This window comes from Paenibacillus sp. FSL F4-0087, from assembly GCF_038020215.1.
Taxonomy (GTDB): domain Bacteria; phylum Bacillota; class Bacilli; order Paenibacillales; family Paenibacillaceae; genus Paenibacillus; species Paenibacillus taichungensis.
This window is the reverse complement of the sequence record NZ_JBBODJ010000001.1, coordinates 1,124,171-1,148,471: the sequence shown is the minus strand read 5'-3', so window position 1 is coordinate 1,148,471 and position 24,301 is coordinate 1,124,171. Positions and strand designations below refer to the sequence as shown.

22 protein-coding genes and 2 pseudogenes are annotated in these 24,301 nt (G+C 48.3%); 13 read left to right on the top strand and 11 right to left on the bottom strand.

Annotated features, from left to right (window positions below):
* Positions 1-54 precede the first annotated feature (54 nt).
* The 9 genes and pseudogenes from MHB84_RS05590 to MHB84_RS05550 form a co-directional block, all read right to left on the bottom strand.
* A complete protein-coding gene (locus MHB84_RS05590) occupies positions 55-1,098 on the bottom strand; it encodes a S66 family peptidase (RefSeq protein ID WP_076291775.1) in 1,044 nt (347 codons plus the stop codon).
* A gap of 113 nt (positions 1,099-1,211) precedes the next feature.
* Positions 1,212-2,543, bottom strand: a complete 1,332-nt coding sequence (locus MHB84_RS05585; protein ID WP_076291776.1) for a DUF4179 domain-containing protein — start codon at positions 2,541-2,543, stop codon at positions 1,212-1,214.
* Positions 2,540-3,055, bottom strand: a complete 516-nt coding sequence (locus tag MHB84_RS05580) for a sigma-70 family RNA polymerase sigma factor (protein WP_076291777.1) — start codon at positions 3,053-3,055, stop codon at positions 2,540-2,542. Before MHB84_RS05580 ends, MHB84_RS05585 begins: the two co-directional genes overlap by 4 nt.
* A 234-nt stretch (positions 3,056-3,289) precedes the next feature.
* Positions 3,290-3,697 carry an NUDIX domain-containing protein gene (locus MHB84_RS05575; RefSeq protein WP_256716933.1) on the bottom strand — a complete coding sequence of 136 codons (408 nt, stop codon included), beginning with the start codon at positions 3,695-3,697 and terminating at the stop codon, positions 3,290-3,292.
* Positions 3,698-3,898: 201 nt separating this feature from the next.
* A pseudogene (locus MHB84_RS05570) lies at positions 3,899-4,390 on the bottom strand (GNAT family N-acetyltransferase); the annotation flags it as partial.
* Between the two features lie 229 nt (positions 4,391-4,619).
* Positions 4,620-5,072: a flagellar basal body rod protein FlgB gene (flgB, locus tag MHB84_RS05565; protein WP_341143011.1), complete on the bottom strand. Its 453-nt coding sequence runs from the start codon at positions 5,070-5,072 to the stop codon at positions 4,620-4,622.
* Positions 5,073-5,207: 135 nt separating this feature from the next.
* Entirely contained in the window at positions 5,208-6,026 is an 819-nt protein-coding gene (gene speD, locus MHB84_RS05560) for an adenosylmethionine decarboxylase (protein WP_063564347.1), read from the bottom strand.
* A 121-nt stretch (positions 6,027-6,147) separates the two neighbouring features.
* Positions 6,148-6,729 (bottom strand): DUF1273 domain-containing protein, encoded by a 582-nt coding sequence (locus tag MHB84_RS05555; protein WP_179087229.1) that lies wholly within the window; start codon positions 6,727-6,729, stop codon positions 6,148-6,150.
* A 111-nt stretch (positions 6,730-6,840) separates the two neighbouring features.
* On the bottom strand, positions 6,841-7,974 hold the full coding sequence (locus MHB84_RS05550; RefSeq protein ID WP_076291778.1) for an RluA family pseudouridine synthase: 1,134 nt from the start codon (positions 7,972-7,974) through the stop codon (positions 6,841-6,843).
* A gap of 189 nt (positions 7,975-8,163) precedes the next feature.
* Between MHB84_RS05550 and MHB84_RS05545 the strand changes: the two genes are divergently transcribed.
* Positions 8,164-8,580 (top strand): hypothetical protein, encoded by a 417-nt coding sequence (locus tag MHB84_RS05545; protein WP_076291779.1) that lies wholly within the window; start codon positions 8,164-8,166, stop codon positions 8,578-8,580.
* Between the two features lie 109 nt (positions 8,581-8,689).
* On the opposite strand, the gene MHB84_RS05540 is transcribed toward MHB84_RS05545, so the two are convergent.
* Positions 8,690-9,400, bottom strand: coding sequence for a GT-D fold domain-containing glycosyltransferase (locus MHB84_RS05540; RefSeq protein WP_076291780.1), 711 nt, complete (start codon positions 9,398-9,400; stop codon positions 8,690-8,692).
* A gap of 353 nt (positions 9,401-9,753) precedes the next feature.
* Here MHB84_RS05540 and MHB84_RS05535 point away from each other — a divergent pair, with 353 nt between their 5' ends.
* From MHB84_RS05535 to MHB84_RS05515, 5 genes are all read left to right on the top strand, one after another.
* The gene (locus MHB84_RS05535; protein ID WP_076291781.1) at positions 9,754-10,443 is read left to right on the top strand and encodes a glycosyltransferase; all 690 of its coding nucleotides are present in this window, start codon (positions 9,754-9,756) and stop codon (positions 10,441-10,443) included.
* 17 nt (positions 10,444-10,460) lie between these two features.
* On the top strand, positions 10,461-11,450 hold the full coding sequence (locus MHB84_RS05530; RefSeq protein WP_076291782.1) for a polysaccharide biosynthesis protein: 990 nt from the start codon (positions 10,461-10,463) through the stop codon (positions 11,448-11,450).
* Positions 11,451-11,475: 25 nt separating this feature from the next.
* On the top strand, positions 11,476-13,062 hold the full coding sequence (locus tag MHB84_RS05525) for a nucleotide sugar dehydrogenase (protein ID WP_256716934.1): 1,587 nt from the start codon (positions 11,476-11,478) through the stop codon (positions 13,060-13,062).
* Positions 13,049-13,795, top strand: a complete 747-nt coding sequence (locus MHB84_RS05520; protein WP_076291783.1) for a class I SAM-dependent methyltransferase — start codon at positions 13,049-13,051, stop codon at positions 13,793-13,795. Before MHB84_RS05525 ends, MHB84_RS05520 begins: the two co-directional genes overlap by 14 nt.
* Positions 13,796-13,856: 61 nt before the next feature.
* The gene (locus MHB84_RS05515) at positions 13,857-14,993 is read left to right on the top strand and encodes a glycosyltransferase (protein ID WP_256716932.1); all 1,137 of its coding nucleotides are present in this window, start codon (positions 13,857-13,859) and stop codon (positions 14,991-14,993) included.
* An 80-nt stretch (positions 14,994-15,073) separates the two neighbouring features.
* Here the strand turns inward: MHB84_RS05515 and MHB84_RS05510 are convergent, their stop codons facing one another.
* Positions 15,074-15,595 (bottom strand): DUF5412 family protein, encoded by a 522-nt coding sequence (locus MHB84_RS05510; protein ID WP_076291784.1) that lies wholly within the window; start codon positions 15,593-15,595, stop codon positions 15,074-15,076.
* A gap of 176 nt (positions 15,596-15,771) precedes the next feature.
* Here MHB84_RS05510 and MHB84_RS05505 point away from each other — a divergent pair.
* The 7 genes and pseudogenes from MHB84_RS05505 to MHB84_RS05475 all read left to right on the top strand — a co-directional run.
* A pseudogene (locus tag MHB84_RS05505) lies at positions 15,772-16,113 on the top strand (Rpn family recombination-promoting nuclease/putative transposase); the annotation flags it as partial.
* Positions 16,114-16,378: 265 nt separating this feature from the next.
* Entirely contained in the window at positions 16,379-18,259 is a 1,881-nt protein-coding gene (gene recQ, locus MHB84_RS05500) for a DNA helicase RecQ (RefSeq protein ID WP_076291785.1), read from the top strand.
* A 543-nt stretch (positions 18,260-18,802) separates the two neighbouring features.
* Positions 18,803-20,839 (top strand): B12-binding domain-containing radical SAM protein, encoded by a 2,037-nt coding sequence (locus MHB84_RS05495; protein WP_076291786.1) that lies wholly within the window; start codon positions 18,803-18,805, stop codon positions 20,837-20,839.
* Between the two features lie 34 nt (positions 20,840-20,873).
* Positions 20,874-20,996: a hypothetical protein gene (locus tag MHB84_RS05490; RefSeq protein WP_341143010.1), complete on the top strand. Its 123-nt coding sequence runs from the start codon at positions 20,874-20,876 to the stop codon at positions 20,994-20,996.
* Between the two features lie 157 nt (positions 20,997-21,153).
* Entirely contained in the window at positions 21,154-22,272 is a 1,119-nt protein-coding gene (gene xerA / locus MHB84_RS05485; protein ID WP_076291787.1) for a site-specific tyrosine recombinase/integron integrase, read from the top strand.
* Positions 22,273-22,394: 122 nt separating this feature from the next.
* Positions 22,395-22,955, top strand: coding sequence for a hypothetical protein (locus MHB84_RS05480; protein ID WP_076291788.1), 561 nt, complete (start codon positions 22,395-22,397; stop codon positions 22,953-22,955).
* A 611-nt stretch (positions 22,956-23,566) separates the two neighbouring features.
* On the top strand, positions 23,567-24,283 hold the full coding sequence (locus MHB84_RS05475; protein ID WP_076291789.1) for a hypothetical protein: 717 nt from the start codon (positions 23,567-23,569) through the stop codon (positions 24,281-24,283).
* The last annotated feature ends 18 nt before the right edge of the window (positions 24,284-24,301 follow it).

The following is a 24,301-nucleotide window of genomic DNA, read 5'->3' as shown; positions in this document are numbered from 1 at the left end:
CCTTCCTCAAAATCATTTCTTACTTCAAGGTATGCATCTGCCTACAAAAGGTGATCACACAAATGCCATCTCAAGGCTCCCGCGTCCATTTTCATAAGCCACTTTGCCCAGTGCTCCATTCACAAAGGTTAACTGAGGCGGAATATGGCCAAGATCCACATCGTACAATACAGGGACATCCAGGTCCCCCAGTGCAGCGGAGAGGGCATCGGTGAAATTGAAATCCTCTGTATCGGAATAACCCGCAGGTCGTCCAATCATGAAGCCTTTCACACCTGCAAACCAGCCTGCCTGTTTCATCTGCCACAGAAGACGGTAGATATCCCCTGCGTTCATCGCACAGCTCTCCAGATACCAGATGGCACCTTCGACTGCACAGTATTGCTCCAGATAGGATGCAACAGGTGCATACGGCGTGCCAATCAGACTGGAGATCGTATCCATGCAGCCACCGATCAACCGACCTGAGAATGTAACCTGCGAGTCTGCTCCTTCGGGTTGCCCAAGCTGTTTCCAGCGAGAAGGAGTATCCAGATTGAATGTCGACAAATCCGGTTTCCATTCCGATTGATAGTGAGTGGAAGAAGATTGAGTAACCTGCCCTCCCTGGCTAGTTTGTAATACATCAATCCAGCGGGCTGTCACCGGATCGAGTTCATTGGATCTTAGATCCACGTAGTTCGTACCATGTGCCGAAGCCGTTCCGGTGATCAGGGTGTATGCGAATAAAAAGGTGCTGATATCCGAATATCCCATAACCCATTTGGGCGGCAAGGTTTTCAAAGCTTCCCAATCGAGTAGGGGCAGAATATCCATAAGGAACTCTCCACCCCACGGAGGGATAATAGCCTGAATCTCAGGGTCGCGGAAAAATGCATTGATCTCGGCAGCGCGATCTTCCTTGGAGGAACTTACACATTTGGCGTTATGTCTTAGAAACGGGCTCTCTTGAACACCAAAACCAAGGCGCTCCATGTTATGCCTGCTCTCTTCAAGGTAATGATGCAAGGATTCACTTACACCGCTGGATGGTGCAGCCACGCCAATGGTATTTCCCGGAGCGAGTGGCTGCGGGTAACGGATTGAACGCTTATTCATTGTGAAAACACCCTTTCTTGGGAACATATCGATTTAATTCTAGATGGTTGATATTTTCATTATAGTGCATGACTACTTCATGTGGCTTGCGGATTATGGCTGTTACATTTCCTTTAGGGAGTCACAGGGATTTCAATAGAGAACGGTGCACGACTTTGATCAGGGTAAGAGAATATTTCCATTGTCAGATTTCCTTCGGCTGCGGCTGCATTTTTAATGAAAATCCTTGCTTCGGAGATCCCATTTTCACCTGAAGGACTCCAGCCTAACTCATTAATTTCGAAAGGGTTCCCTTTACTGTCCTTGATATTGGTAAATGACAGAGCAGAAATGGAATCTTGAGCGTCTGCAATAGAAAACTCGATGACCAGATCTTTACCCTTTACCTTGCTATGCAGGAATTTCAAACTCGATGGGCCCCCTTGTATTTCACCTGAAGATGGATCGATGCTGATAACCAATTCATCCTTATCCACCGCTGAAAGGCCAGACCCCTGCAGCGTCAGTTTTTTCGGAGTGGAGAAGTACATGCTTTCGAAAAAGACAGAACTTCCAGAGCCTCCGATGGAGGAGGAATCCGTTCGCCATGCTCGGCCTTGCTCATCTACCAACTGCAAATCACGAATTCCGAAGATTTTTTTGGTGTTGTTCCGATCATATTCGATATCAAGTACAAGGCGAGTGGGATACAGAACGGCCTGTTTTACATGAATACGCTGCCCGTCCACGGTCATTGTTTGGTTTACGGGAATGATTTTTTTCATGCCTTTCGTTAAGCTACGGTCCACTGGAAAAGTGACCTTCCACTTGTAATTCGTTTCCTTATCTCGTTCCTTAAATACAACGGTCAGCTCTTGTGGTGGTAAAGATTCTATAAATGAGACATCGATTTTATCCTCATAAATGCCACTTTCTGAAGCCGGCTTAGGAGAGGAGTAGCTAAACGCAACAGGCAGCTTTTTTCCATCCCTATCAAGCAAATCGATATCATATCGACCCTTCTCCAGATCTTTCATGCCTTTCATCGTGTAAAAAATAACCATGCGTGACTCATCTGTAATGATGCTGTCCACGGTCATCGAAGCTCCGTCATGCTCATCGGTCACACCTACCTTCTGCAAGAGGGACTGATCGATGGCCATCATTAACCCCTTATCCTGGCGAATCATACTGACGATGCCCTCCATGCCTGGCAGTTGCTCCACAAAGGATGCAAAGGCGGGGGAGACGCGAATACATCCCGTAAACACGAGGATGATTGCGGCTGCCGATATGGAGCTCATAACCCAGCGCAGCCGGGACTTGCGCTTACGCGCAGCCTGACGGATTCCAGCCTGTACAGCCTGATATGCTGCGGCATCCGGTACAGACATGGCGTCGTATTCTGTTTTACGATCATTCAGACGCTGCTCAAGGGCTTCAAATGACTTCATTTCATCGCTCATAATGTTACATCTCCTTTCGTTTCAAGCTGGTTCCGAAGTTGGCCGAGTGCCCGGTGCAGTCGGGATTTTACGGTTCCGGCCGGGATTTCGAGAATATCAGCGACTTCTGTTAAGGAGAAACCTTCGAAATAACTTAGAATAATAATCTGTTTGCAATCCCGATTCAGCGCAGAGACGGCTGCGGCCAGATCAGGGTCTGCGGGCCGGTCCCAGCTGCTGGGTTCATGAATTTCAGTAACGTGGCTGAACCGGCTCTTGCGTTTGCGTTCGTCCGCACAGTAGTTCAGCAGAATGCGGATCAGCCAAGTGGCGAAATAGGAGGGTTCTTTTAATTTCTTGAGCTTTCGATAAGCTCTATAGGTGGATTCCTGTATCGCTTCCAGCGCATCGCCCTCGTTGTGCAGATAGGCATAGGCGATCCGATACAGTCGGCTCTGATGCATCTCCATTAAGGCTGCAAAAGCCTCGGCATCCCCTTTTTGTGCGGCGATGGTCAGTTGAGCAGGGGTCACATGGCTCCTCCTTTCATGGATGTTGTTGCGTATTAGACCGTGCAAAGGGCCAAACGGTTCTTGATTTTGGAAAAAAAAGTTATGTATACACTTACCGAAGACTACCAAAAAGAAGGAAATTGCGAAGAAACTGAAAACAACCGCCAAGCTCCCCCTTATGTTAGAGAGAGGAGTTCGGCGGCTGTTATCTTCATATGACTTGTCTAACCGTAGTGAGGTTAGTTTCTCTCGATTTCAATCTTCAGAATAAAGATGGAGTTTTTTCGCAGCTTCCAGACCAGGCACCGCGAAACTAGCGAGCGGCGATGGCAGATCATCCAGCGGGAACCAACCGATCTCACCAATCGCTCCGCCTTCTTCGCGGTTACGAGCAATACCGCCGATAACTCGAGTTGAGTAGAGGACGGAAATCCAATGTTCCTGTTGTTCAGGTCGGATCGTCTCTGCCGTGCAGAGCAGCTTGTCGATGACAATATCCAGATCGACTTCTTCCTTGATCTCCCGAATGACCGTCGTTTCAATGGATTCGTACGGGTCGACTTTGCCCCCAGGGATACTCCAGGTGTACTGTTCAGGCTGCCGATTCCGCCAAACCAAAAGGACTTCATTACGTTCGTTGAGGATGACCGCTCCGACACCAATCCGAGGTTGGACAGGAGAGTTCTCAGTACCTTTGGCGTTAAGTAAGGACAACGCAGATCCTTCGGCAGCGACCAATCGTGAGTCTGAGTGATCTTCCGTCTGTTTAGCTCCTTGGGTATGAGTGGACTGAAACGCGAGCGGAAGTTGGGTCTGAGATGACCATTCTTCTGCAAGAATACTCATCGAGATCAGATCATAATGCGTGCCATCCCGTAAAACGGCAGAACGCTGGCGGCCTTCCTCACGAAATCCTGCTTTCAGATAGGCGCGTCGGGCAGTCTCATTGTATTCAATTACTTCCAGCGCAATTCTGTTCAGATTCAATTCATGGAATCCATAACGAATAATCAGGGCGAGAGCATCACTGCCGTATCCTTTGCCTCTATCTTTGTCATCACCAATACCAATGGCCAGGCGTGCAGAGCGGTTATTCCACTCAATTCGGTAGAGGGCCGTGAATCCGATGAACCGATTGTCCTCGAGAGTACGCAGTGCAAATTCAAAGCCGTTGTCTCTACGAACTGCGGATGACCCCGTCTCATCCGGCGTTAGCGGAACAGCAATATCGGTATCCAGATTACGCAAGTAATCATAACTGTCAGTAAAGCGGGAGAGCCGCATGCAGTCTTCTGGGCAAGGAGCGGCTAGCCGGACTTTGGAGCCCTGAAAAGCATTTAGATGATGTGGAGCCATGTTGCACCTCTTTTATTGGATATGAAATCATACATTTTATCTCATTATACTACGAAACAGAGAGGATACCGAAAAAGGGCACAAGCGGGGAGCATATCCTCCTGATTTGGGAAAAGAAAAGCGACGCTAAATGCGGTTAATATAGATCCATATAATTCAACATAGATCCTCTGGATATTTCCGAATATAGACAAAACAAAAAGCAGCCAAAGGGCTGCTCAACCATTCATTATTTCATATCCTGCAACAGGTTTTTCATTTTCTTGTAGTGCCCGCTGACCCGATCAACCATGTAGTTATACATAAGCTGATTCTCCGAAAGGTTCGCCATTTCCTTGTCAATATCAACGTTATTGTTGTTATTATTCATGGAGGTTTCGTTGTTCTCGACAATCCAGTAGTTTACGATGGAGTCATTGGGATTACTGACCGGAAAGTGTTTTTCATGAGTCCGCTTCATATCGAGCTGATCTGTTTTGCCATTCTCAATGATACGTCTGAGCTCTTCCTCAAACTCCACCGATTTCTTTTTGTAATTGGGTGTGTCTGCATTGGCAATATTTTCAGTGGTAACCTTGTGCTGCGCGTTCAGCGCTTGTAACAGAGATTCATTGCGTCTGGAAGTGTTCGTTTCAATCAACGGCTCAGTCTCCTTCAATGGAAATGCAATTGCTTTCATCATAAAAAAATGAGCTGCTGCCTGTCAAGTTAGGCAAAAGAAAAGGACAAGCGCATGCCGGAGGTTTCCATTACGAAATCCTGCTTCATGACATCTTATCCTTGTCCCAGTCCGTATGAATCAGTCCTCACGAATCAGCTATGAAGAAGGACGATTGATGTTTTTGCCATAATAAATCTCATCCATCTCCAGCTTCAACCACTCCGTAATTTCCTGTTGCTCGGCCTTGCTCAGTTTATCTTTGGTATAACCAAAGAGATAGTTATCAAGATCGAATTCTTTTAGTTTACACTTGGTGTGAAAAATATTCTCCTGATAGACGTTCACGTCAATCATGTCGAAGCTGCTCTTGATCTCATCCGGAATGTAATTCTGGATCGAGCCGATCTCATGATCAATGAACAGCTTGCGTCCACTCGTATCCCGTGTAAAACCACGTACCCGGTAGTCCATCGTCATGATATCCGTATCGAACGAGTGGATTAGATAGTTCAGTGCCTTTAGTGGTGAGATTTCACCGCAGGTAGAGACGTCAATATCTGCCCGGAACGTACTGATGCCTTCGCTCGGGTGGAATTCGGGATACGTATGAACGGTAATATGGCTTTTGTCGAGCTGCATGACAACATTATCGGGCAGGGGGCCTGGAGATTCATCGAAGGATTCTTCGGGGATCTCCACAATGGGGCCTTCCGACACAAGCATCGTCACACTTGCACCCTGGGGAACATAGTCTTGTTGGGCGACATTCAGCACATGGGCACCGATAATGTCAGACACGTTATTCAGGATTTTGCTCAGCCGGGCCGCATTATATTGTTCATCAATATATTCAATGTAAGCTTCGCGTTCATCTTTGGTTTTCGTATAACAAATATCGTACATATTGAAACTCAGCGACTTGGTCAGGTTGTTGAATCCATGCAGTTGAATGCGCTGCTCTGGCGTTAATGTCATGGTTGCAGTTCCCCTTTGTCCCATACGACATGGTAATCGCAGTTTTACTACTACTTATACCCAACCTGCCGCCAAAAAAAACATATGTACTTCATTCTTTGCTACTCCAGTCGTGCACAGATCAGAATGAAGGATCTTCGTAATCCCCGACATCGTTCATCCGCTCATCTTCGGCGACCGATTGAATATCCTCCGAGGTAATGCTGATGATCGTATAATCTTCATTCTGCTGTTTTTTGACCGCTTTTTCCTTTATAAAACGGGGACTGCCATCCCCGGCATCTTCATCATACACGAGCAGAAGACCGTCGCTTTTGCGCAGCAGTAAGTCGTCTCGCGCAGTAAACTGCCAAGGTCCGATATACGGCTGACGACTAATCGCACCATAATAGTCCACACCTTGAAGAATGGAGCGATAATACTCCTGTTTGTCTTCCTTCCATTGTTCCTCGGGATTCTGAAAAGCGGTAATGATCGACAGCTTCAGATCCGGGAATGTCTTCTTCAGCTCAAGCACCACTTCACAGGCCCACAGGTCTACACCGTATTGGCCTGGTGTCAGCACCCACTCCAGCCCGTCTTCGACCAGAGGTGTAAGACGGGAGGAGATCGCCTTTTTGATGAAAGGAATTCCCTCATGCTTCTGTCCAAAAATCTGTAGTTCATGTGCACGATAACCGGTAATTAACACGTTTTTCAGCATCGGTTCCTCCTTTCAGGCGTGGTCAGGCCATCGGCCAGTTCCGGCACCGTGGCATGTCCAGTATCGGCTGAAGTCACTGAGTCAGCGATGCCTGTTCTTTGAATCATCCCGTTAGTTCGCTGATGGAGCATCCGTACGGAATGGATAGAGGAACTGTTTTGGAATATCCGTCTCAAATCTCATCAGCTCACCCGACGTTGGATGGATGAACGAGAGTACCCGTGCATGCAGTCCGAGGCGACCCAGTGTTTTGGTATGAGCACCATATTTTTTGTCGCCTGCGATGGGATGGCCCAGATCTTCCATATGCACACGAATCTGGTTTTTGCGTCCCGTTTCCAGACGGACTTCCAGCAGGGAGAATTCACGGTTCGATTTTAGACGTTTGTAGTGTGTAATGGCATGTTGTCCATCATTCGGGCGAGAGCTGGAATACATTTTGAGCGTCTTGGTTTCTTTCAGCCAAGAGGAAATAGTGCCTTCTTCTTTTGCAACGGCGCCTTCCACAAGGGCAACATACACACGTTCCTGTACATTTTCTTTCCAATTGTCCTGCAGCTTCTGCTGCACTTCTTCACTCTTCGCGAACATCATGACACCCGAAGTGTCGCGGTCCAGACGATGGACAATAAATATCCGGTTCAGGGCGTCGGTACGGCGAACATGCTCGGTCAGCTGGCGATAAGCGGTAAGATCATCACTCTTGTCAGCGGCAATGGATAACAGTCCAGCTTCCTTGCGAATGACAATGATATCATTGTCTTCATGCAAAATGTTAATGCCCGTCAGGGAAGGAGCGGCAACAGCGCCTTCTTTGCTGATCGTTACGATCTGCCCCGGCGTCAGCTCCAGATTAAACTTGGTCACCACTTTCTGATCAACGGATACCTGTCCGCGACCCAGAATCGATTTGACGGCGTTCCGGCCGGACTTCAAATGTTTCAGCAAGAAGTTAAGCAGCTCATCCGGTTCGGTAACCTTGTACGGGCGTGGTGGTTCTTGCTTGCGATAATAGGAATTGCCCGAACGTTTGGCTGCTTTGGGTTTGGGTGCTCCGGCTTTCTTGGGAGCCGCGGAGGATTTGGATGCTACAGGCTTATTCGCCGCTCCTGTATTGCGTGATGTGGATGGTCCTGACGATTTGGCAGAAGTAAAAGTGGACCGACCGGACCGTGCTGTGGACGAACCTGCGGATGTTTTTCCCTTGGCCGATGTATTGCCTGTTGGGCGTTTACGTTTATTCATAAATAGTAATCTCCTTCTGAACAGCCTGTACCGCTTGTGTGCATACGATCCGTTCATTTCGTTATGCAGTCCAATATACCATTAACCAGGGGCAAATAAAAATAGGTGGAGACAATCTGTTACCCATCCAATCCAAAGAGAGTCGAGATTCATAGAATAACGTATCCCATAGCATTGGAGGTGTTACTCATGGGTGTGTTTCTCGATATGAGAACTTCGATGAACTCGGGAACCGTAGGACAGCCCGGTTTGTCTCTAGGCCCATCGCCAGAAGCGTTTGGCTCCATTGGTCTGCAGACCCTTGGTGTGCCCAATCCCATTATCACCTTGAATGGCACGGTTGGCGTTACCGGAGAAGTGGGGGATACGTTTGTTGTTGAGCTTGTACGGGGCAGCGTTTACGATCCGTTCTATGTGATCTATCGCGCCGAAGGCACGGTAGGTCAGAACGGTGGCGCTGAATTTCATTCATTCACTGCACAGGATCTTTCCGCACCGCCTGCACTGGAAAGTGTATATACTTCGTTTATTTCCGGCGTGTCCACATCGGTACGGACTGGCCCCGAGGTGTTCCATGGCATTGCAGCCACCAATTGGTTCCTATGAACAAAAGGTTCAGCAGGAAGAGTGTTTAAGTAAGCATCTGATGATTAGCAGAACAAAATCCCGGCTCCAAGGAGTCCGGGATTTTTGTTGTAGTATCTACTTTTACAGACTAGTTAGCGCGGCCTTTCAAAATAATGTTGTTGGCTTTGCCGAAGTCGATGGCGACTTTGCCTGCAAGTGCCGCTGTTCGTTCCGCAAGAACAACCGCGTTCACGCCACAGGAGAAAAGAGCTACATCGAAGGTATCCTGATTCGTTTGAATCCATTGCAGCGTTTCCTGCATCTGATCCCAGCTGTCGAACGGCAGCGCAGTTGTGATATCCAGATGGTAGGGCTCCTGAACGAGCATGACTCGCAGCTGCTCAATCTCGCGGGTAACGAGCAGCACCCGCTTGCCGGCAAGCATATTCCAGAAGCGGGGCACCTGCGCGAGTTCCCGATTGACACAGGCATGGCAAGTTAGTGCCGGAGCGATGCCGAAATGTGCGAACACCGTATCGGTCAGCTGTCTTTTGAGATGCTCCGGCGCTTTGATGGTACTGTCCCCGTGAGGAAGAATACCTACGATATCTGCCCTTTGCAAGGAAGCGGCAACCTCGTCCCGAAGCTGCAGATTGGGCAGACGCAGTCCTTTTTGTCCCAGATTAGCTTTGATAGCCCATCGTTCCTGCAAAACCTGTTCCGTACTCCAGACCGTTTCCTGAGACATGACGATATTTTCCCCATCGCCCACACGGACCAGAGAGAAGGGACGCTTATCCCTCACGGCGGCTTCGAGTTGATCCAGCACACCATCCATTTCAAGATAGATTGGACTCATAGTGGTATAAGGCCTCCTTTGAAAATTCAATTGCTCTATTCTATGTTGCGGCTTCGGCAACGTTTTGTGCGTTCGACCCACAGGGCGCATCTTCGGTTATATATCAATCTACTTTCGGGACCGGAAAGTGTTGATGGGCTTATGTAAAAGCTGATTTATACAAAAACCCGTGCAAGTGTCCGGACCAGTTCTATTATTTTTTCATACGTTATAGAGTCGGCTGGATTGGAGAGAGCTTCTGTATAGCAGTTTCGGGCTGACGGAGGCATTTTTTGCGTGGAAAGGGCTGTAAAAACTATGAAAATAGTCTGACTGAATTGAAAGAAGTTCAACAAAAGATGAGGAGGAAGGGCATGTCCAGAAAAGTGGTTATTGAGATTAACTTCAACAATTACGGAATGGACCCACAGCGCTTGACAAGAGAGTGGCTGGAGCGACGAATGAGCATTTTTCGTACTTTCACTCTTCATTGTCTTAAGGCGCAGACCAATCAGGATTTTCTGACGGTGGTGAAGCTTTCCAAGGAATCGGGGGAATTGATGCAAGACATTTTAGCTGAACAGGAGCCGCTGCCTTCCAATATCCGTTTTGGAACAACCATAGAAAGTGTGCGGGCCATCTTGGCTTTTGCAGAAGGGGTGGAGGAGATCTACATGGCGCGTCTGGATTCGGATGATCTATATCACAGGACCTTTGTTCAGCAGCTCTATGACGTGCAGCCGCAGCCCGGAACGATAGCACTCATCAACCAGAATGGATACTTGTGGGACAGTGTGAATCATGAGATGGCTCCAGCATTTCACCGTTCCCCGCAGTTCTATGTTTACCTGTATAAAACGGCTGAGTACGCTGCGGGATACCGGGTGAAGCTGCCGGGCCGGGGAACACATGGCAATGTCATTGAGCTGCCGCATGAACTGCTGGCTCCGCGCAATTATGTAAATATAGTGCATTCCAACAATACATCCATCAAAAAAGTACCACCGAAAGACCGATTGAGCCGGGAAGAGATGGCTGCGGTATTACGCGAATTCATGATTTGAACAAGGAGGGATTCATCATGATTAAAGGACAAACAATTTTGATCACCGGAGGCACGGGCTCCTGGGGGCAGAAGCTGACCGAGGTACTGCTGGAACAGAATCCAGCCGAGATTCGGATTCTCTCGCGTAATGAGTACGCCCAGATAACGATGCAGCGGGATTTCGGTCATGATGCACGTTTGCGTTTTGTCATCGGAGATATTCGCGACTATCGGGCAGTGGAGGAAGCCTGTCGCGGGGTGGATGTACTCTTCCATCTGGCTGCACTGAAGCATGTTCCGGTATGCGAGGATCAGCCGGATGAAGCGTTCAAGACCAACGTCATCGGCACGCAGAACATTATTCGCGCTGCGATTCGCATGCAGGTTGCCAAGGTCATTGACGTCTCCACTGACAAAGCGGTAGATCCGATTAACGTTTACGGCATGACCAAGGCTTTGGGGGAAAAGATGATGATTCGTGCTAATGGGTTGAGCGAGTCCACCCGTTTTGTATGTATTCGCGGAGGCAATGTACTCGGGACCAGCGGCAGTGTTGTTCCATTGTTCCGTCGTCAGATTGATGAAGGCAAGAGCCTGACCATTACGGACAAAGGCATGACCCGCTTTTTCCTGACGCGGACGGAGGCCATTCATTTGTTGCTGAAGGCGGCTGAGGCAGCGGTGGGCGGCGAGACTTTTGTGATGAAAATGAAGGCCTGCAAAATGACGGATCTGGCTTCGGTCATGCTGGAGCAGGCAGGTCGTCCGGCTCACGACTATAAGGTAACCGGGATTCGACCGGGCGAAAAATTACATGAAGTACTCATTTCTCCATTCGAGGCACCACGTACCTACAAGGTTGACGAACAATATTATGTGATTTTGCCACAGGAACCGGACAAGCGCCTGACAGATCCGTATAGTGGGCTGCCTCGCGTGACGTTTTCCGAGTATCGTTCAGACAGCGCAATGATGAACCGTTCCGCTATTGCCCAGTTTTTACGTGCAGGCGGCTTTATTCATTAATAGAAGGGAGGCGGACCGTTTGGAGGTGGAAGGAATGGTAGAGAGCAGCAAGCATGAAGGAAATAAGGAAACACAGGAACGTACTACGCTTCAAAACCTAAACAACCGCTCCCTCAAAGCCGCCGTCATTGGTCTTGGGTATGTCGGGTTACCGATGGCGGTGGAGATGGCGCAGGCTGGGTATCAGGTGCAAGGAATTGACATCGATGGGGCGAAGGTGGCTAAACTGCGTGCCGGGAAATCGTACGTAATCGGCATTGAGGATAAGGTTGTGCAATCCCTTGCGCAGGCTGGATTATTGATGGCGGGGACTGATTTCGCAGCGGTGGGTCAGGCGGATGTAATTGTTATTTGTGTGCCTACGCCTTTGACTGCGGAGCACCAGCCGGACATTTCATTTATCGCTGCAGCAGTGGATGGCATAACGCCTTATCTTCAGGAGGGCTGCCTTGTTATATTGGAAAGTACTACGTATCCCGGCACCACCGAGGAGCGTGTGAAGCACCCGATCGAAGCTGCAAAAGGGTGGAAAGTAGGACAGCAGTTCCATGTCTGTTATTCACCAGAACGAGTAGATCCCGGAAGTGTGCATTACGGGGTGAAAAATACACCGAAGATCATTGGCGGCTCCACGCCGTCCTGTCTATCTTATGGAAAGGCATTCTACGGTTCGTTCCTGAACGAAATCGTTCCCGTTAGTTCAACGACGGTGGCGGAGACGGCAAAGTTGTTCGAAAACACGTTTCGCAGCGTGAACATCGCGCTCGTGAATGAACTGACACCTGCCTGTGAGCAAATGGGCGTAAACATCTGGGAGGTGCTGGACGCTGCAGCAACCAAGCCGTTCGGTTATATGCCGTTCTATCCGGGCCCGGGCATTGGTGGACACTGCATTCCAATTGACCCGATCTATCTGTCCTGGGCCGCAGGCCGTCAGGGATCAGAGCTGCAATTCATTTCGCTTGCGGATGCGACCAATCGGCAAATGCCGGAAAGAGTGGTGAAACGTGCTGCCGAGTTGCTCGAACAGAAAGGTTCATCGATGCAAGGGGCCCAAATTGTATTGGCGGGTATGGCGTACAAAAAAGATATCGACGACTTGCGTGAATCGCCAGCGCTGGATGTCTATAGACTGCTTAGTGAAGCAGGGGCAGATGTGGTTTTCACCGATCCTATGGTGCCTGTGTTCCGCAAGGATGATGGTACGGTTGCCCAGGCTCAATTAGCATCACCAGCATTGTGGGCGGGGGCGGATCTGGTCATCATTACGACGGATCATACGGGCTTCGACTATCAGGAGATGGCGGATCATGCCAAGCTCATCTTCGACACACGCAATGCGACAGCCGGATGTGTAGGTGGAAACATAGTGGTGCTTGGACAGCCGATCCGACCGGAAGTAAACGTGGTGCAGGACGCCAAGAAAGAACATGAAATACAAATTCACGAGAACATGCGAGTGCCTCGGACGAAGGATGGGGAAAAGCGGGGACACACCGATCCTATCCAGTCAGACAGTAAGGCCAATGTTAAATCACACATTGAACCGTCCATCGAACCAACCAACGAACACTCGCACGAAAATTCTGGAGGCAGCCATGGCGAATCATGACCGGGTCAACGAGCGTTATTATGGCGAGATCAATTCGGAAGAATCGCACGAAGCCACACGTACACGTGTGCACTGGATGTGCCGGGAAGCAACAGGCAAGCGAATACTGGATATTGGATGCAGCCAGGGAGTCACCTCCATTTTGCTGGCGCGGGAAGGCTTTCGGGTGACCGGGATTGATCTGGAAGAAGAGAGTATACAATACGCCCGCGAGGAACTGGCGAAGGAGTCCAGACCCGTGCGGAACAATGTGGATTTTCGCCTGCTGGACATTACACAATGGAAAGCTAGAACCACCTTTGATACAGTACTGCTGGGCGAAGTGCTGGAGCATTTTGCCCATCCGGAGACGTTATTGCTGCAAATTCACCGACTGCTGCAGGAGGAGGGAACCTTGGTTGTGACCGTGCCGTATGGTTACCATCCCTTTTACGATCACAAGCAGACGTTCTATGCCGGGAATCTGGCGATGTGCTTGCTGCCGTATTTTGAAGTATTGAAGCTGGAAGTTCATCATAAATATCTATGTTGTGTGGCACGCAAAAGACGGAAAACGCAGCTGTATATGTCACCAACCCTGAACCAACTGACGGAATGGATGGAGCTGGATCACGTACATTTTGCCGCTGTGGAGAAGAATCACCTTCGTCTGATGAATCTACGCAAGAAAGCGTTGGATAATGCGGTTGAACAAGTTAAACGTCTGCGACGTCAGGAGAACGGAGAAGGGTAACAGATAAGATTGAGAAGAAAAAAAGACCGCAATACGGGTAAGACAGGAAGGGGCTTAAACCGTGATCACCATCAGTCTGTGTATGATTGTGAAGAACGAACAACGCACGCTTGCGCGCTGTCTCGACTCGGTCGCCGGCATCGCGGACGAGATCGTGATTGTAGATACCGGTTCATCCGATCGTACCATGGAGATCGCTGCGCAATATACCGACCGGGTCTACACGTATGAGTGGAAAGATGATTTCGCCGCAGCGCGGAATTATTCATTCGACCAGGCCACACAGGAATATATCCTGTGGCTGGATGCAGATGATGTGCTGTTGCCCGCGGAACGGGCGAAACTGGAAAGGTTGAAGCAGCAGCTGCCGTCAGGCGGTGAGACGGCTGCTGTGATCTTGAGCTATACGCTGGCCGAGGGGCCGGAGGGAAGTCCGCTCGTGACGGACCGACGGTTACGCCTCGTTAAGCGGGAGGCGGGGTGCCGCTGGCATGGTCGGCTGCACGAGCAGTTAGGCTTCCCGCAGAGAGGTGTCATTACGGCAGACATTGCCGTCACGCACCGCCGCGAAGCGGGCCATCATTCGGCGCGAAACGTGCGCATTCTGCGCAAATGGATCGCCGAAGAGGGCGCAGCCCAGGGACGCCTGCTGTTCTATTATGCAGGCGAATGTTACGACCGCAAGCGTTATGCGGCGGCGGCTCGGGCGTACGTAAAGCTGCTGCTGGAGCCGAGCGGCTATCGCGAGGATCGGCTCATCGCCTGCGCACGGCTGGCGGAATGTTATGAGCGGCTGGGCGAGCCGGGGCGGAAAGTGGGTGCGCTGCTGCAATCATTTCAATTCGACCTGCCGCATGCCGACTTCTGCTGCGCCATCGCTGCCTGCTTCCAGGAAAGGCAGGAGATTGTGTCTGCCATCTACTGGTATATGCAAGCGCTTGATGTCAGCAGCCGGGATCCGGGTCTGCGTCCCGTGCCTACGGCATGCCGCACTTGGCTGCCCCACGCACGGCTCTCCCTTTGTTACGCTCACATGGGAAACTGGGAGCACGCGCTTCTGCATAACAGCAAAGCAAGGGAGTATCTGCCGAATGACCCCAGTTTGATTGCCAATCGGCAGAAGATTGAAGCGATAGTGAGTAAGGGGAACAGTGGCTTGAAAGAGAAAGAAAAAGAGAAAGAAAAAGAGAAAGAGTAGTGTTGATCTGTTCGAGAGGTGGAAGAAGAGCAGCCCCGCTTGCCATGAGAGTCGGCGAGCGGGGCTGCTTATTTGTGGTTTTATTTTTCTGGTGCTAGGCAGCGAACGTACTGGTCCTTCATACGCAGGCTTTGGCATGCCCAGCCCCGGCCGTCATAGATTTCATCATCGATGTTTAGCGTAATACTTTCATCTACATACTCATTCCAGTTTTCGATCCGGAGGGTATTATCATCTTCCCATTCCAGATGGTTATGTCCGTGGTATCCAGCGCGGTATATGGCCCTTACATTGGAATCATCAAGGGCGTTCGTTTTCTTCACCTCGACCCAGATTGTGACTCCACCTGCCGCTCCACCATAAGGTACGCCGTAAATCTCGGCGATATATTCTCCGTTCCGTGAAGGCATGGAGTAGCTCAAATCACCTTGTTCGGATCGATCAAACGTGGAGAAGTAAGGGCGAAGCGTGAAGTAAAGGTATACGGCGGAGAACAGAACAAAAATCAATATCGAAAATGCGGTGAATATCGGGTGTCGGCGTATCCATGATTTTGATGGTGAGATGTTTGAAGAGTCACTAGCATGTGCATGTTTCTTCATAATACGTTCAACCTCCTTTAGAGGTACGAATTTGATGTGTATTTAGGATCTTTTCTATAGTAAATCATTCATTGATGATAGCATATTGATGATTGAAATTAATAACAAATAAGTGGAATGATTCTAGTTGTAATGGGGAATTTGATCTTATTTAAAGTAGAATAATTTGTAAAGCTTTGATTAACTGGCTTTTGTTCCTGAAAGGTGCTGACAAATCAAATTGGGAGGTGCTGCAAATGAATGAACCTACGTTGAAGAAAGCGATGGATACGCTGGAGTTTCTGAGTCAGGATCGTGAAGCACGTCGCTTGTATGAAGAACGGCAAAAGTATTTGCATGATGAAGCCTCAATGATTGAGTGGGCTACGGAAAAGGGCATTGCTAAAGGTATAGTGGAAGGCGAACAAAAGAAGGCGATTGAAATTGCAAAAAATATGCTTTCATTCGGCATCGAAGTTTCAGTCATTGCCAAAACAAGTGGTCTAACTGAGTCTGAAGTTGAGGCACTGAAAGATTAGCAAATGTACTTTAAATTGAAACAATCGTCTTGTCCCCAAAAGGCAGGCGGTTGTTTTTTAATTTGCCCTAGATCGTTTTACAGTAAAACGCGGTTGCTCATTCGGGTCTGGGCCGTTAAACTAAAGGGAGCGGCGTTTGCTTGACGGACAAGTCATGAGAACGCCATTTTGTTGTCAAGGATGCGGTATAAGCCGCTTTCGGATGTCAGAATCGGATCGGACCAAGCTGGTGGAAGAACACCGGTGATAAGTAAGGAGTCTTTACATGAGTGTGCAAACACCTACATTAGAAGAAGCGCAGGGTCTCCTGCAAAAATATTATGGCTACCCCGACTTCCGTGAGGGACAGAAAAAGATCGTAGCCAGCCTGCTCGAACGTGAAGATACGCTGGGTATTATGCCAACCGGGGGCGGGAAATCGATCTGTTATCAGATCCCCGCTTTGTTATATTCGGGTTTGACACTTGTCGTCTCCCCGTTGATATCGCTTATGAAGGACCAGGTCGATGCACTGACCACGGCTGGTATTGCAGCCGCCTATATTAATAGTACGCTCAGCGGCAAAGAAGTGAATGATCGCATCCGCGCGGCGCAGCGCGGTGAGCTGAAGCTGCTCTATGTCGCGCCTGAGCGACTGGAACTGGATTGGTTCCGCGAGGAGATGGGCTATTTGCCAATCTCTTGCGTTGCTGTGGATGAGGCCCACTGTGTGTCGCAGTGGGGGCATGATTTTCGGACAAGCTACCTGGCGGTAGCGCCGTTTGTGGACAGTTTGCCGGAGCGGCCTGTGGTTGCGGCCTTTACGGCTACAGCGACCCCCGAAGTCATGGGAGATATTCTGCGGCTGCTGCGTTTGCAGGACCCGCAGACGTATGTGACCGGACTTGGGCGGGATAATCTGGCGTTCAGCGTGCTGCGCGGTGAGAGCAAAAAGGACTTTGTCCTGAATTACGCGCGCGAGCACGCCAGCGAGCCGGGTATTGTGTACGCCGCGACCCGTAAGGACGTGGACGATTTACATCAGCGTTTGCTGCAGGCGGGATTGCCAGCAGGACGCTATCATGCCGGGATGACGGACGATGAACGGGCCCAGAGCCAGGAAGCTTTTTTGTACGATGATATCCGGGTGATGGTGGCGACAAATGCGTTCGGGATGGGGATTGATAAATCCAACGTACGTTACGTTATTCATAACAGCATGCCGAAGAACATGGAAGCCTATGTGCAGGAAGCCGGGCGTGCGGGACGGGACGGAGAGCCGAGCCAGTGCATTTTGTTATTCGGGGCACAGGACATTATAACCCAGAAGTTCCTGATCGAGCAGAACCCGATGGAGGGTGACCGCAAACAGAACGATTACCGGAAGCTGCAACAGATGGTGGACTACTGTTACACGACGCGTTGTCTACGCAGTGCACAGCTGGATTATTTCGGTGAGGTGCATGAGGACAAGCCGTGCGGTATTTGCAGTTCATGTACGGACGACCGTGAGCTGGTGGATATGACGATTGATGCGCAGAAAATATTCAGCTGCATTCACCGCATGCGTGAACGGTATGGTGTATCGCTGGTCGCTTCGGTGCTCAAAGGCTCCCGTGCCAAAAAAGTACTTGATTACGGCTTCAACTCCCTGCCAACGTACGGCGTGATGGGTAATCGTACGGAACGTGAAATCGCGGAGATCATCAACGTCATGGTATCGGAAGGCTATCTGATGCTGTCAGAGGGGCAGTATCCGGTTGTTCGTTTGCAGCCACTGGCGGTGGAAGTGCTCAAAGGTCAGCGTGAAGTGATGCAGCGGGTGGTGCGCAAGACGGCGGCGACGGCTTCGGGTACAAACTATGGCGGACGTCGTGGACGCGATGCAATGCCATCTGCGGTTAACGAGACGGTATTTGAGCAGCTGCGTCTAATCCGTCGTGATCTGGCGGCGAAAGAGCATGTTCCGTCGTACATTATTTTCAATGACGCGACCTTGCGCGAGATGAGTGTGGTATGCCCACAGACAGAACGTGACATGCTGGATATCAAAGGGGTCGGTGAGGTTAAGTATCGCAAGTACGGACTGCCTTTCCTTGAGTTTTTCCAGAAGCAAACGGGCGAAGAAGTGGATACGGATGATGACGCTTTTTATGAGTATGATTGAGTTGTTGGATTCGTGCTTTCGATTGTGCAAAGTCCAAGTTCAAGTGTTCAAATAGATGAGATAGATGTTTTTAGATTTAGTGATGCTTCGTCCATGATATGGGGAATCGTTCGTTACCGGTGTGGTTAGTGGGCAGTGCGTAGTGCATACAACGTGATTGAGGTTTACCACAGATGGAGCGCGAATGAGGACTTTTACAAGTTGAAGTTGGATGTGTCGTCTCTGAGGTGTGGACAAAATACAGTGAATTGTCTTTCATAAGGTGGACATTGGTCATAGGAATGGCAGACAGTAGCGTATACAGCATGTAGTTTGATTGTGTGTATCTCATACTGTATGTTGTGTTTTGGGTTTGGCGGGGTGGATATGTCTTTTTGAAAGGAGTGTCCACTCTTTGAAAGACAAAAGTTGGATATGTCCATGTGACATGGAATGGCTATCAAAAGAGGTTTGCATGAACAGCATCCGGGGCAGGATGGATGGCTGCGCAGCTTTCCTTTTACCAAAAATATGGTCTGGGTGTCCAGGCAAAGGTTGTGAACCATGAAAGTTATTCTCTCTACATTAAATGCAAAGTACATCCATACCTCGTTGGCCTTGCGGTGTCTGAAGGCGTACAGTGAGAAGGATTTTGATATTGAGCTGGCCGAGTACACGATCAAGGACCCTGTCATGAATATCGTATCCGATCTTTATCAGCGCGGTGCTGACATTATCGGGTTCTCGTGTTACATCTGGAACATTGAAGAGACGATCAAGGTCATTGATATTTTGAAAAAGGTTATGCCTGAGGTCAAAATTCTGCTGGGCGGGCCGGAAGTGTCCTACGACACGGAATATTGGATGAACCGGATTCCCAATGTCGATTTCATCGTGATGGGTGAAGGGGAAGAGACGCTGCATCAGCTTTTGACGGAGCTGGAGGGGGACAAGAAGTTCCACTTCGTATATGGACTGGCGTATCGCAAAGGGGAAGAAGTCATTCTCATGCCAGGACGACCGAAGGCGGATCTGAACGATTTGCCGTCGCCGCACCGTTTTGAAGAGGATATCCCGGAGCTGGGGAAACGTGTTGTTTATTTTGAGACCAGCCGTGGCTGTCCGTTCAGTTGTCAGTTCTGTCTGTCCAGTATTGAGGTCGGCGTGCGGTATTACGATATTGAGCGAACAAAGTCGGATATTCTGTACCTGATCGAGAAGGGCGCGAAGCTGATCAAGTTTGTGGACCGGACATTTAACATCAAGCGGGATTACGCGCTCGAAATGTTCAAATTCCTGATTGAGAATCATCAGGGGACGGTGTTCCAGTTTGAAATTACAGCGGATATTATGCGTCCCGAGGTACTGGACTATTTGGCAGAGAATGCTCCGCCGGGCACATTCCGGTTCGAGATTGGGGTTCAGTCTACCAATGATCCGACCAATGAACTGGTGAAACGTCGCCAGAACTTCTCGAAGCTGAGTCGTACCGTGAACAAGGTGAAAGCCAGCGGAAAAATCGACCAGCATCTGGATCTCATCGCCGGACTGCCGGAGGAAGATTACAATACGTTCCGTAAGACGTTTAACGATGTATTTGCCCTCGGGCCGGAAGAGCTTCAGCTTGGATTCCTCAAAATGCTTCGTGGTACCGGTCTGCGTCTGGATGCGGAGAAGTATAACTACACGTATATGGATCACGCGCCGTATGAGATTCTGGGCAGCGACGTGCTGCCGTTCAGCGACATCGTGCGCCTGAAGCGACTGGAGGATGTGCTGGAGAAATACTGGAACGCACACCGAATGGACCATACGCTGAAGTATCTGATGGAGCAGGAGTTCGATTCGCCATTTGATTTCTTCCAGGCGTTTGGGGATTATTGGGAGGGTCAGGGTTGGCAGAAGATCGGTCACCAGCTGGAGGATCTGTTCACCCGTTTGCACAGCTTCCTGGAGTCGCGCAACACACGGCACATGGATGTTGTGCTTGGCTTGATGAAGCTCGATTATTTCCTCGGTCACAAATACAAACCACGCAAAATCTGGTGGGAAGATCCGCTCCAGAAAGACCAGTGGGCGGGTTATATGAAAACGTTGGCTGAACGTCCGGAAGACGTTCGCCTGCCGCGCGTTGCCGGTGCCGCAGGCACGGCATGGCTGGAAAGCAGCGGCACGAGTGCGATTGCCGCTGCGGGAAGTTCGGCTGCTGCCGGAGAAGACTCTGCCGCAGAAGCGGCTGGTGTGATCGGCAGCGATGGCGCAGCGTCGCTCTCTGCAGGCGACGCATCAGGGTCCGCCGCGGATGGAGCGGCGGACACGGTGGACGGCAACGCTTCGCGTGCGTTGCCGATGACCTCGGCCATGACCGCACAGACGGTCATGGGTGCCCGTGCTTTCGCCGACCTCGGTCTCGGCGAAAAGGAACTGCAGAAGCACACCGTATTGGATGTGCTTCCGTTCCGGCTTGAGCGTGTGCTAGCTGGCGCCAGCCCGCTTGCCGCGAAAGGCCGGACGCTGCTGGTCGTAGTGTACCAGCAGCATGAAGGGCAGCAGGCGCAGTATTACACGCTGCCGCTGGGAGAAGAAGCCGCTGCCATGTAGGTGCAGCGGCATTGGGGAGCTGCATGGCCGATGGTTGCATGCAGTGGGGGATGCACCATGGCTTTGCCGTTCTGGTGCTATAACGGTGAGCACCGCGGTTATGGACGCGGTGCAATCCCGTGAGGTGCTGCCCATTGGGCGCAGCACCTCACCCTGACGCGGCTTGCTATTGCACAAGCCGCGCTCCGCTTCACCTTTTATCAGAGCATATATGATCCGAAAGCATCGGAAGGTCGTCTGATTCCCTAGTGGATGAAGAAGGGCCTTCCTTTTTGTTTTTCAGGTAAACAACTTCAAGCAAAGGAGAGCTTCAGATGACTAATAAGGCTACAACCAAGGAAACGATAACTATAACAGTAGGTTCCACTGATTCACTGCACATTCGCATCCCATACAACCTCGCATATATTCAGTGCATTCGCCAGATTACGGGCAGACGTTGGGAGCCCCAACTGAAAGTGTGGATCATCCCTTACACTATTGATGCAGTACAGGAGTTCTTAAGCCAGTTCGATCCAAATGATGTTCATATTACCCCAGAGTTATGGATTGAGAGCGAAGATCTACAGTGCTGGAAAGCGAGTAGAGGAAACAATAACTCATGGAGCAAAGAACCATTGCAAAAGGCACTAAAGTTACGAGGATACAGCCGCAAAACGATTAAAGCGTATTGTAATCAGGTCGAACGTTTTCTGAGTAGCCGTGACCTTAAAGATACCGATGTGACTACTTCCAATGTTCAGACGTATTGTTTAGGTTTGCTTGAGCGAGGGATCTCCCATTCAAGCGTGAATCAGACGATTAGCGCGCTCCGCTTTTATTGCAAACATGTACTCCATCACCCTACCGAAATCCAGTATATTCGCCCCAAGAAGCAGACCAAGCTGCCGCAAGTTTTGTCTGAAAGAGAAGTTGCCCAATTACTCACATCCGTAACTAATCTCAAGCATAAAACGATTCTGTTTCTCACGTATTCATCTGGTCTTCGTGTAGGTGAAGTCGTTCGTCTTCGATGCAGCGATTTGGATATTGAGCGTCAGACCCTTATTGTAAGGCAGGGAAAAGGTCAGAAGGATAGAAGAACCCTACTCTCCAATATTGCTTGGGAAATTATACAGGAATACATAAAGGAGTATAGACCCCAACGTTGGTTGTTTCCGGGACAATCTTCGGATCGGCATCTGACAGAGCGTAGCGTGCAAAAGGTTTTTGAAGAAGCCAGACAACGCGCAGGTATTGACAAAAAGGTTAGTGTTCATGTCTTAAGACACTCTTTCGCTACACATTTGCTGGAAAACGGAACAGACCTGCGCTATATCCAGGAGCTGCTTGGTCACACGAGTGCACGAACAACCCAGCGATATACGCATGTGAGTACGAAGAATATTCAGCGTATTCAGAGCCCATTGGATCGTTTGGATTTGGGAGATTAAGTGCTTCAATAAATCTACCTTTTTCACCAAATTCTTCTTCGCAAATACTACACCATAGGTTATCATATAAGTAGTTCACATATCATGCAGGATGTGTGGTATTTACGAAGTACATAAATTAGATGTTAGCAGAAATTAATGCAGAAGGGATTATAGAGATGGATTTATTACTGATTTCAGCAAAAGATGCAAAAGATTTAATTTATCAAACCATAGTTGTTGTCTTAATTATGAGTTTATTCAGTTCTTTTATATGGAAGAAAAGTAATTCTAAATGGGATCGTGCTGCAATTTTTTTTGATGTATTGAAAGTGACTTTTTATTTGGTACTCGCATTTCTGACTCTATACTTAAATTATGATAGTAATAGTAAAAAAATCTACTTTAGCCTTGATAATAAGAACCTTTCTTTTGCAGAGATTCTTGTAATAATGCTGTCAATACTTGAGGCTATAGCGAATGTATTTAGCATGATTCAACGAATCAAAAATATAGAAAAATCAATAATAGATGATATTAGAGATGCTTCAAATAAAATAACTCGGGAGAAAGAACTGAAACAAACTCTAAAAGAATTAGCTAATAAGAAAAAACAGGAAGAAATAGAAAAGAAGATACAGATAGTTCATCTTAGAGAACAACGTCTACAATTAGCAACAAAGAAAAGATACAAGTACAAATAACTCCTCGTGTGTAAATCAAATGGGGGCATTAACATCTGCTAACAACATATCCACGCATTGGTAAGATGGCCCTCGGTCCGCCTGAAGGGGCTTGGCAGGGGAGTGGAATCAGCGGACACATCCGCACCGACTATGCGCATCGCGCCCGGCTGCATTCGCAGCCTTAAGTCGGTGGGACGTCGTGGATACACGAACGTTATATGCAACCTGAAAGGCAAAGGAAATATAGAGAAAACAAATAAAAAAATTGCCGAGTGTTCTATCAATGATTTTTGTTTAAAACAACAATATTTGAAGAAAAGTTATTAGCAGAGAAGTTATTCTATGAGAAATGCAAGTGTGGAAATAAGGAGTACGGAGATCTTTCGGATAGGTTGAGAAAAGAGCAGTTTAAAAACGGAGTACTATAAAAAACCAGAAAGAAGGCGTTGATTTAAAAAACGTATGATAAAATAGGGATAAGAGAATCCGGAAAGATACAGGTGTCATGTGACAATATATTCACTATCATAGTATTGAAGGCTTAAGGAAGTAGGAGCATTCAGATATCTCGATATCTGTTAAGGACGTAAATATGAGAACTTTACATGTAATTAGAAAGCAGGGGAATAATGGACAATATCCAGAACATCATATTTAAGAACAAGGATTTTATTGATGAGTTTATAAGTGATATATTTTCACAATATGTAGTTCAAAATAATTTAATTCAAGAATATTTTGATGATCCTTTAAAAATATGGGGAAAATATAGAACATCTCTTAAAGATTTCGATTGGCATGAGGATGTATATGTTGATAATAATGATATCTATCAAGAAGTAGATAGACTTAAAACGATGATAATACGCATATCAAACGAAGAATTAAAACAATTTTCAGACATGTATTTGTTTAAAGCGGTTTCCATTTATGAAAGGATGATAAATAGTTTTTACCAATCCATCTTAGGAATAAAATTCGGATTTGATTGGAATAAATGTAATCAAATTATACAAAAATTAAAAACAATAGATAAAGTAGGATGGTTTTCAGAAATTATTATTGGAAAATCATACCTACAAGAGCCTGGGTGGGGAAAGGTTAAACCATACATTGATGCAAGAAATTTTTTTATCCATTACAAACCTGAAAAAGTACGAAAATATGATAAGTTTGAGAATCTCCTTAATAAAGATAGAATACTTGAATTTTTAGATGAAGTATTAGTGTGTAATGATTTTTTACAAAGTGAAGATAACTATTTTCAAAATCATAATAAACAATTGATAGAAGTAAAAGAGCATTTTTCAAGGACTTTTGCAATGAAGTCACCTGACAATATATAACACTGTATTTGCGTAGTG

What these genes read in the sequence shown, in the direction of transcription:
- MHB84_RS05590 (WP_076291775.1), bottom strand. Translation starts at nt 1,098, where the DNA reads ATGAATAAGCGTTCAATCCGTTACCCGCAGCCACTCGCTCCGGGAAAT.
- MHB84_RS05585 (WP_076291776.1), bottom strand. Translation starts at nt 2,543, where the DNA reads ATGAGCGATGAAATGAAGTCATTTGAAGCCCTTGAGCAGCGTCTGAAT.
- flgB (WP_341143011.1), bottom strand. Translation starts at nt 5,072, where the DNA reads ATGATGAAAGCAATTGCATTTCCATTGAAGGAGACTGAGCCGTTGATT.
- speD (WP_063564347.1), bottom strand. Translation starts at nt 6,026, where the DNA reads ATGACATTAACGCCAGAGCAGCGCATTCAACTGCATGGATTCAACAAC.
- MHB84_RS05555 (WP_179087229.1), bottom strand. Translation starts at nt 6,729, where the DNA reads ATGCTGAAAAACGTGTTAATTACCGGTTATCGTGCACATGAACTACAG.
- MHB84_RS05550 (WP_076291778.1), bottom strand. Translation starts at nt 7,974, where the DNA reads ATGAATAAACGTAAACGCCCAACAGGCAATACATCGGCCAAGGGAAAA.
- MHB84_RS05545 (WP_076291779.1), top strand. Translation starts at nt 8,164, where the DNA reads ATGGGTGTGTTTCTCGATATGAGAACTTCGATGAACTCGGGAACCGTA.
- MHB84_RS05540 (WP_076291780.1), bottom strand. Translation starts at nt 9,400, where the DNA reads ATGAGTCCAATCTATCTTGAAATGGATGGTGTGCTGGATCAACTCGAA.
- MHB84_RS05535 (WP_076291781.1), top strand. Translation starts at nt 9,754, where the DNA reads ATGTCCAGAAAAGTGGTTATTGAGATTAACTTCAACAATTACGGAATG.
- MHB84_RS05530 (WP_076291782.1), top strand. Translation starts at nt 10,461, where the DNA reads ATGATTAAAGGACAAACAATTTTGATCACCGGAGGCACGGGCTCCTGG.
- MHB84_RS05520 (WP_076291783.1), top strand. Translation starts at nt 13,049, where the DNA reads ATGGCGAATCATGACCGGGTCAACGAGCGTTATTATGGCGAGATCAAT.
- MHB84_RS05510 (WP_076291784.1), bottom strand. Translation starts at nt 15,595, where the DNA reads ATGAAGAAACATGCACATGCTAGTGACTCTTCAAACATCTCACCATCA.
- recQ (WP_076291785.1), top strand. Translation starts at nt 16,379, where the DNA reads ATGAGTGTGCAAACACCTACATTAGAAGAAGCGCAGGGTCTCCTGCAA.
- MHB84_RS05495 (WP_076291786.1), top strand. Translation starts at nt 18,803, where the DNA reads ATGAAAGTTATTCTCTCTACATTAAATGCAAAGTACATCCATACCTCG.
- xerA (WP_076291787.1), top strand. Translation starts at nt 21,154, where the DNA reads ATGACTAATAAGGCTACAACCAAGGAAACGATAACTATAACAGTAGGT.
- MHB84_RS05480 (WP_076291788.1), top strand. Translation starts at nt 22,395, where the DNA reads ATGTTAGCAGAAATTAATGCAGAAGGGATTATAGAGATGGATTTATTA.
- MHB84_RS05475 (WP_076291789.1), top strand. Translation starts at nt 23,567, where the DNA reads ATGGACAATATCCAGAACATCATATTTAAGAACAAGGATTTTATTGAT.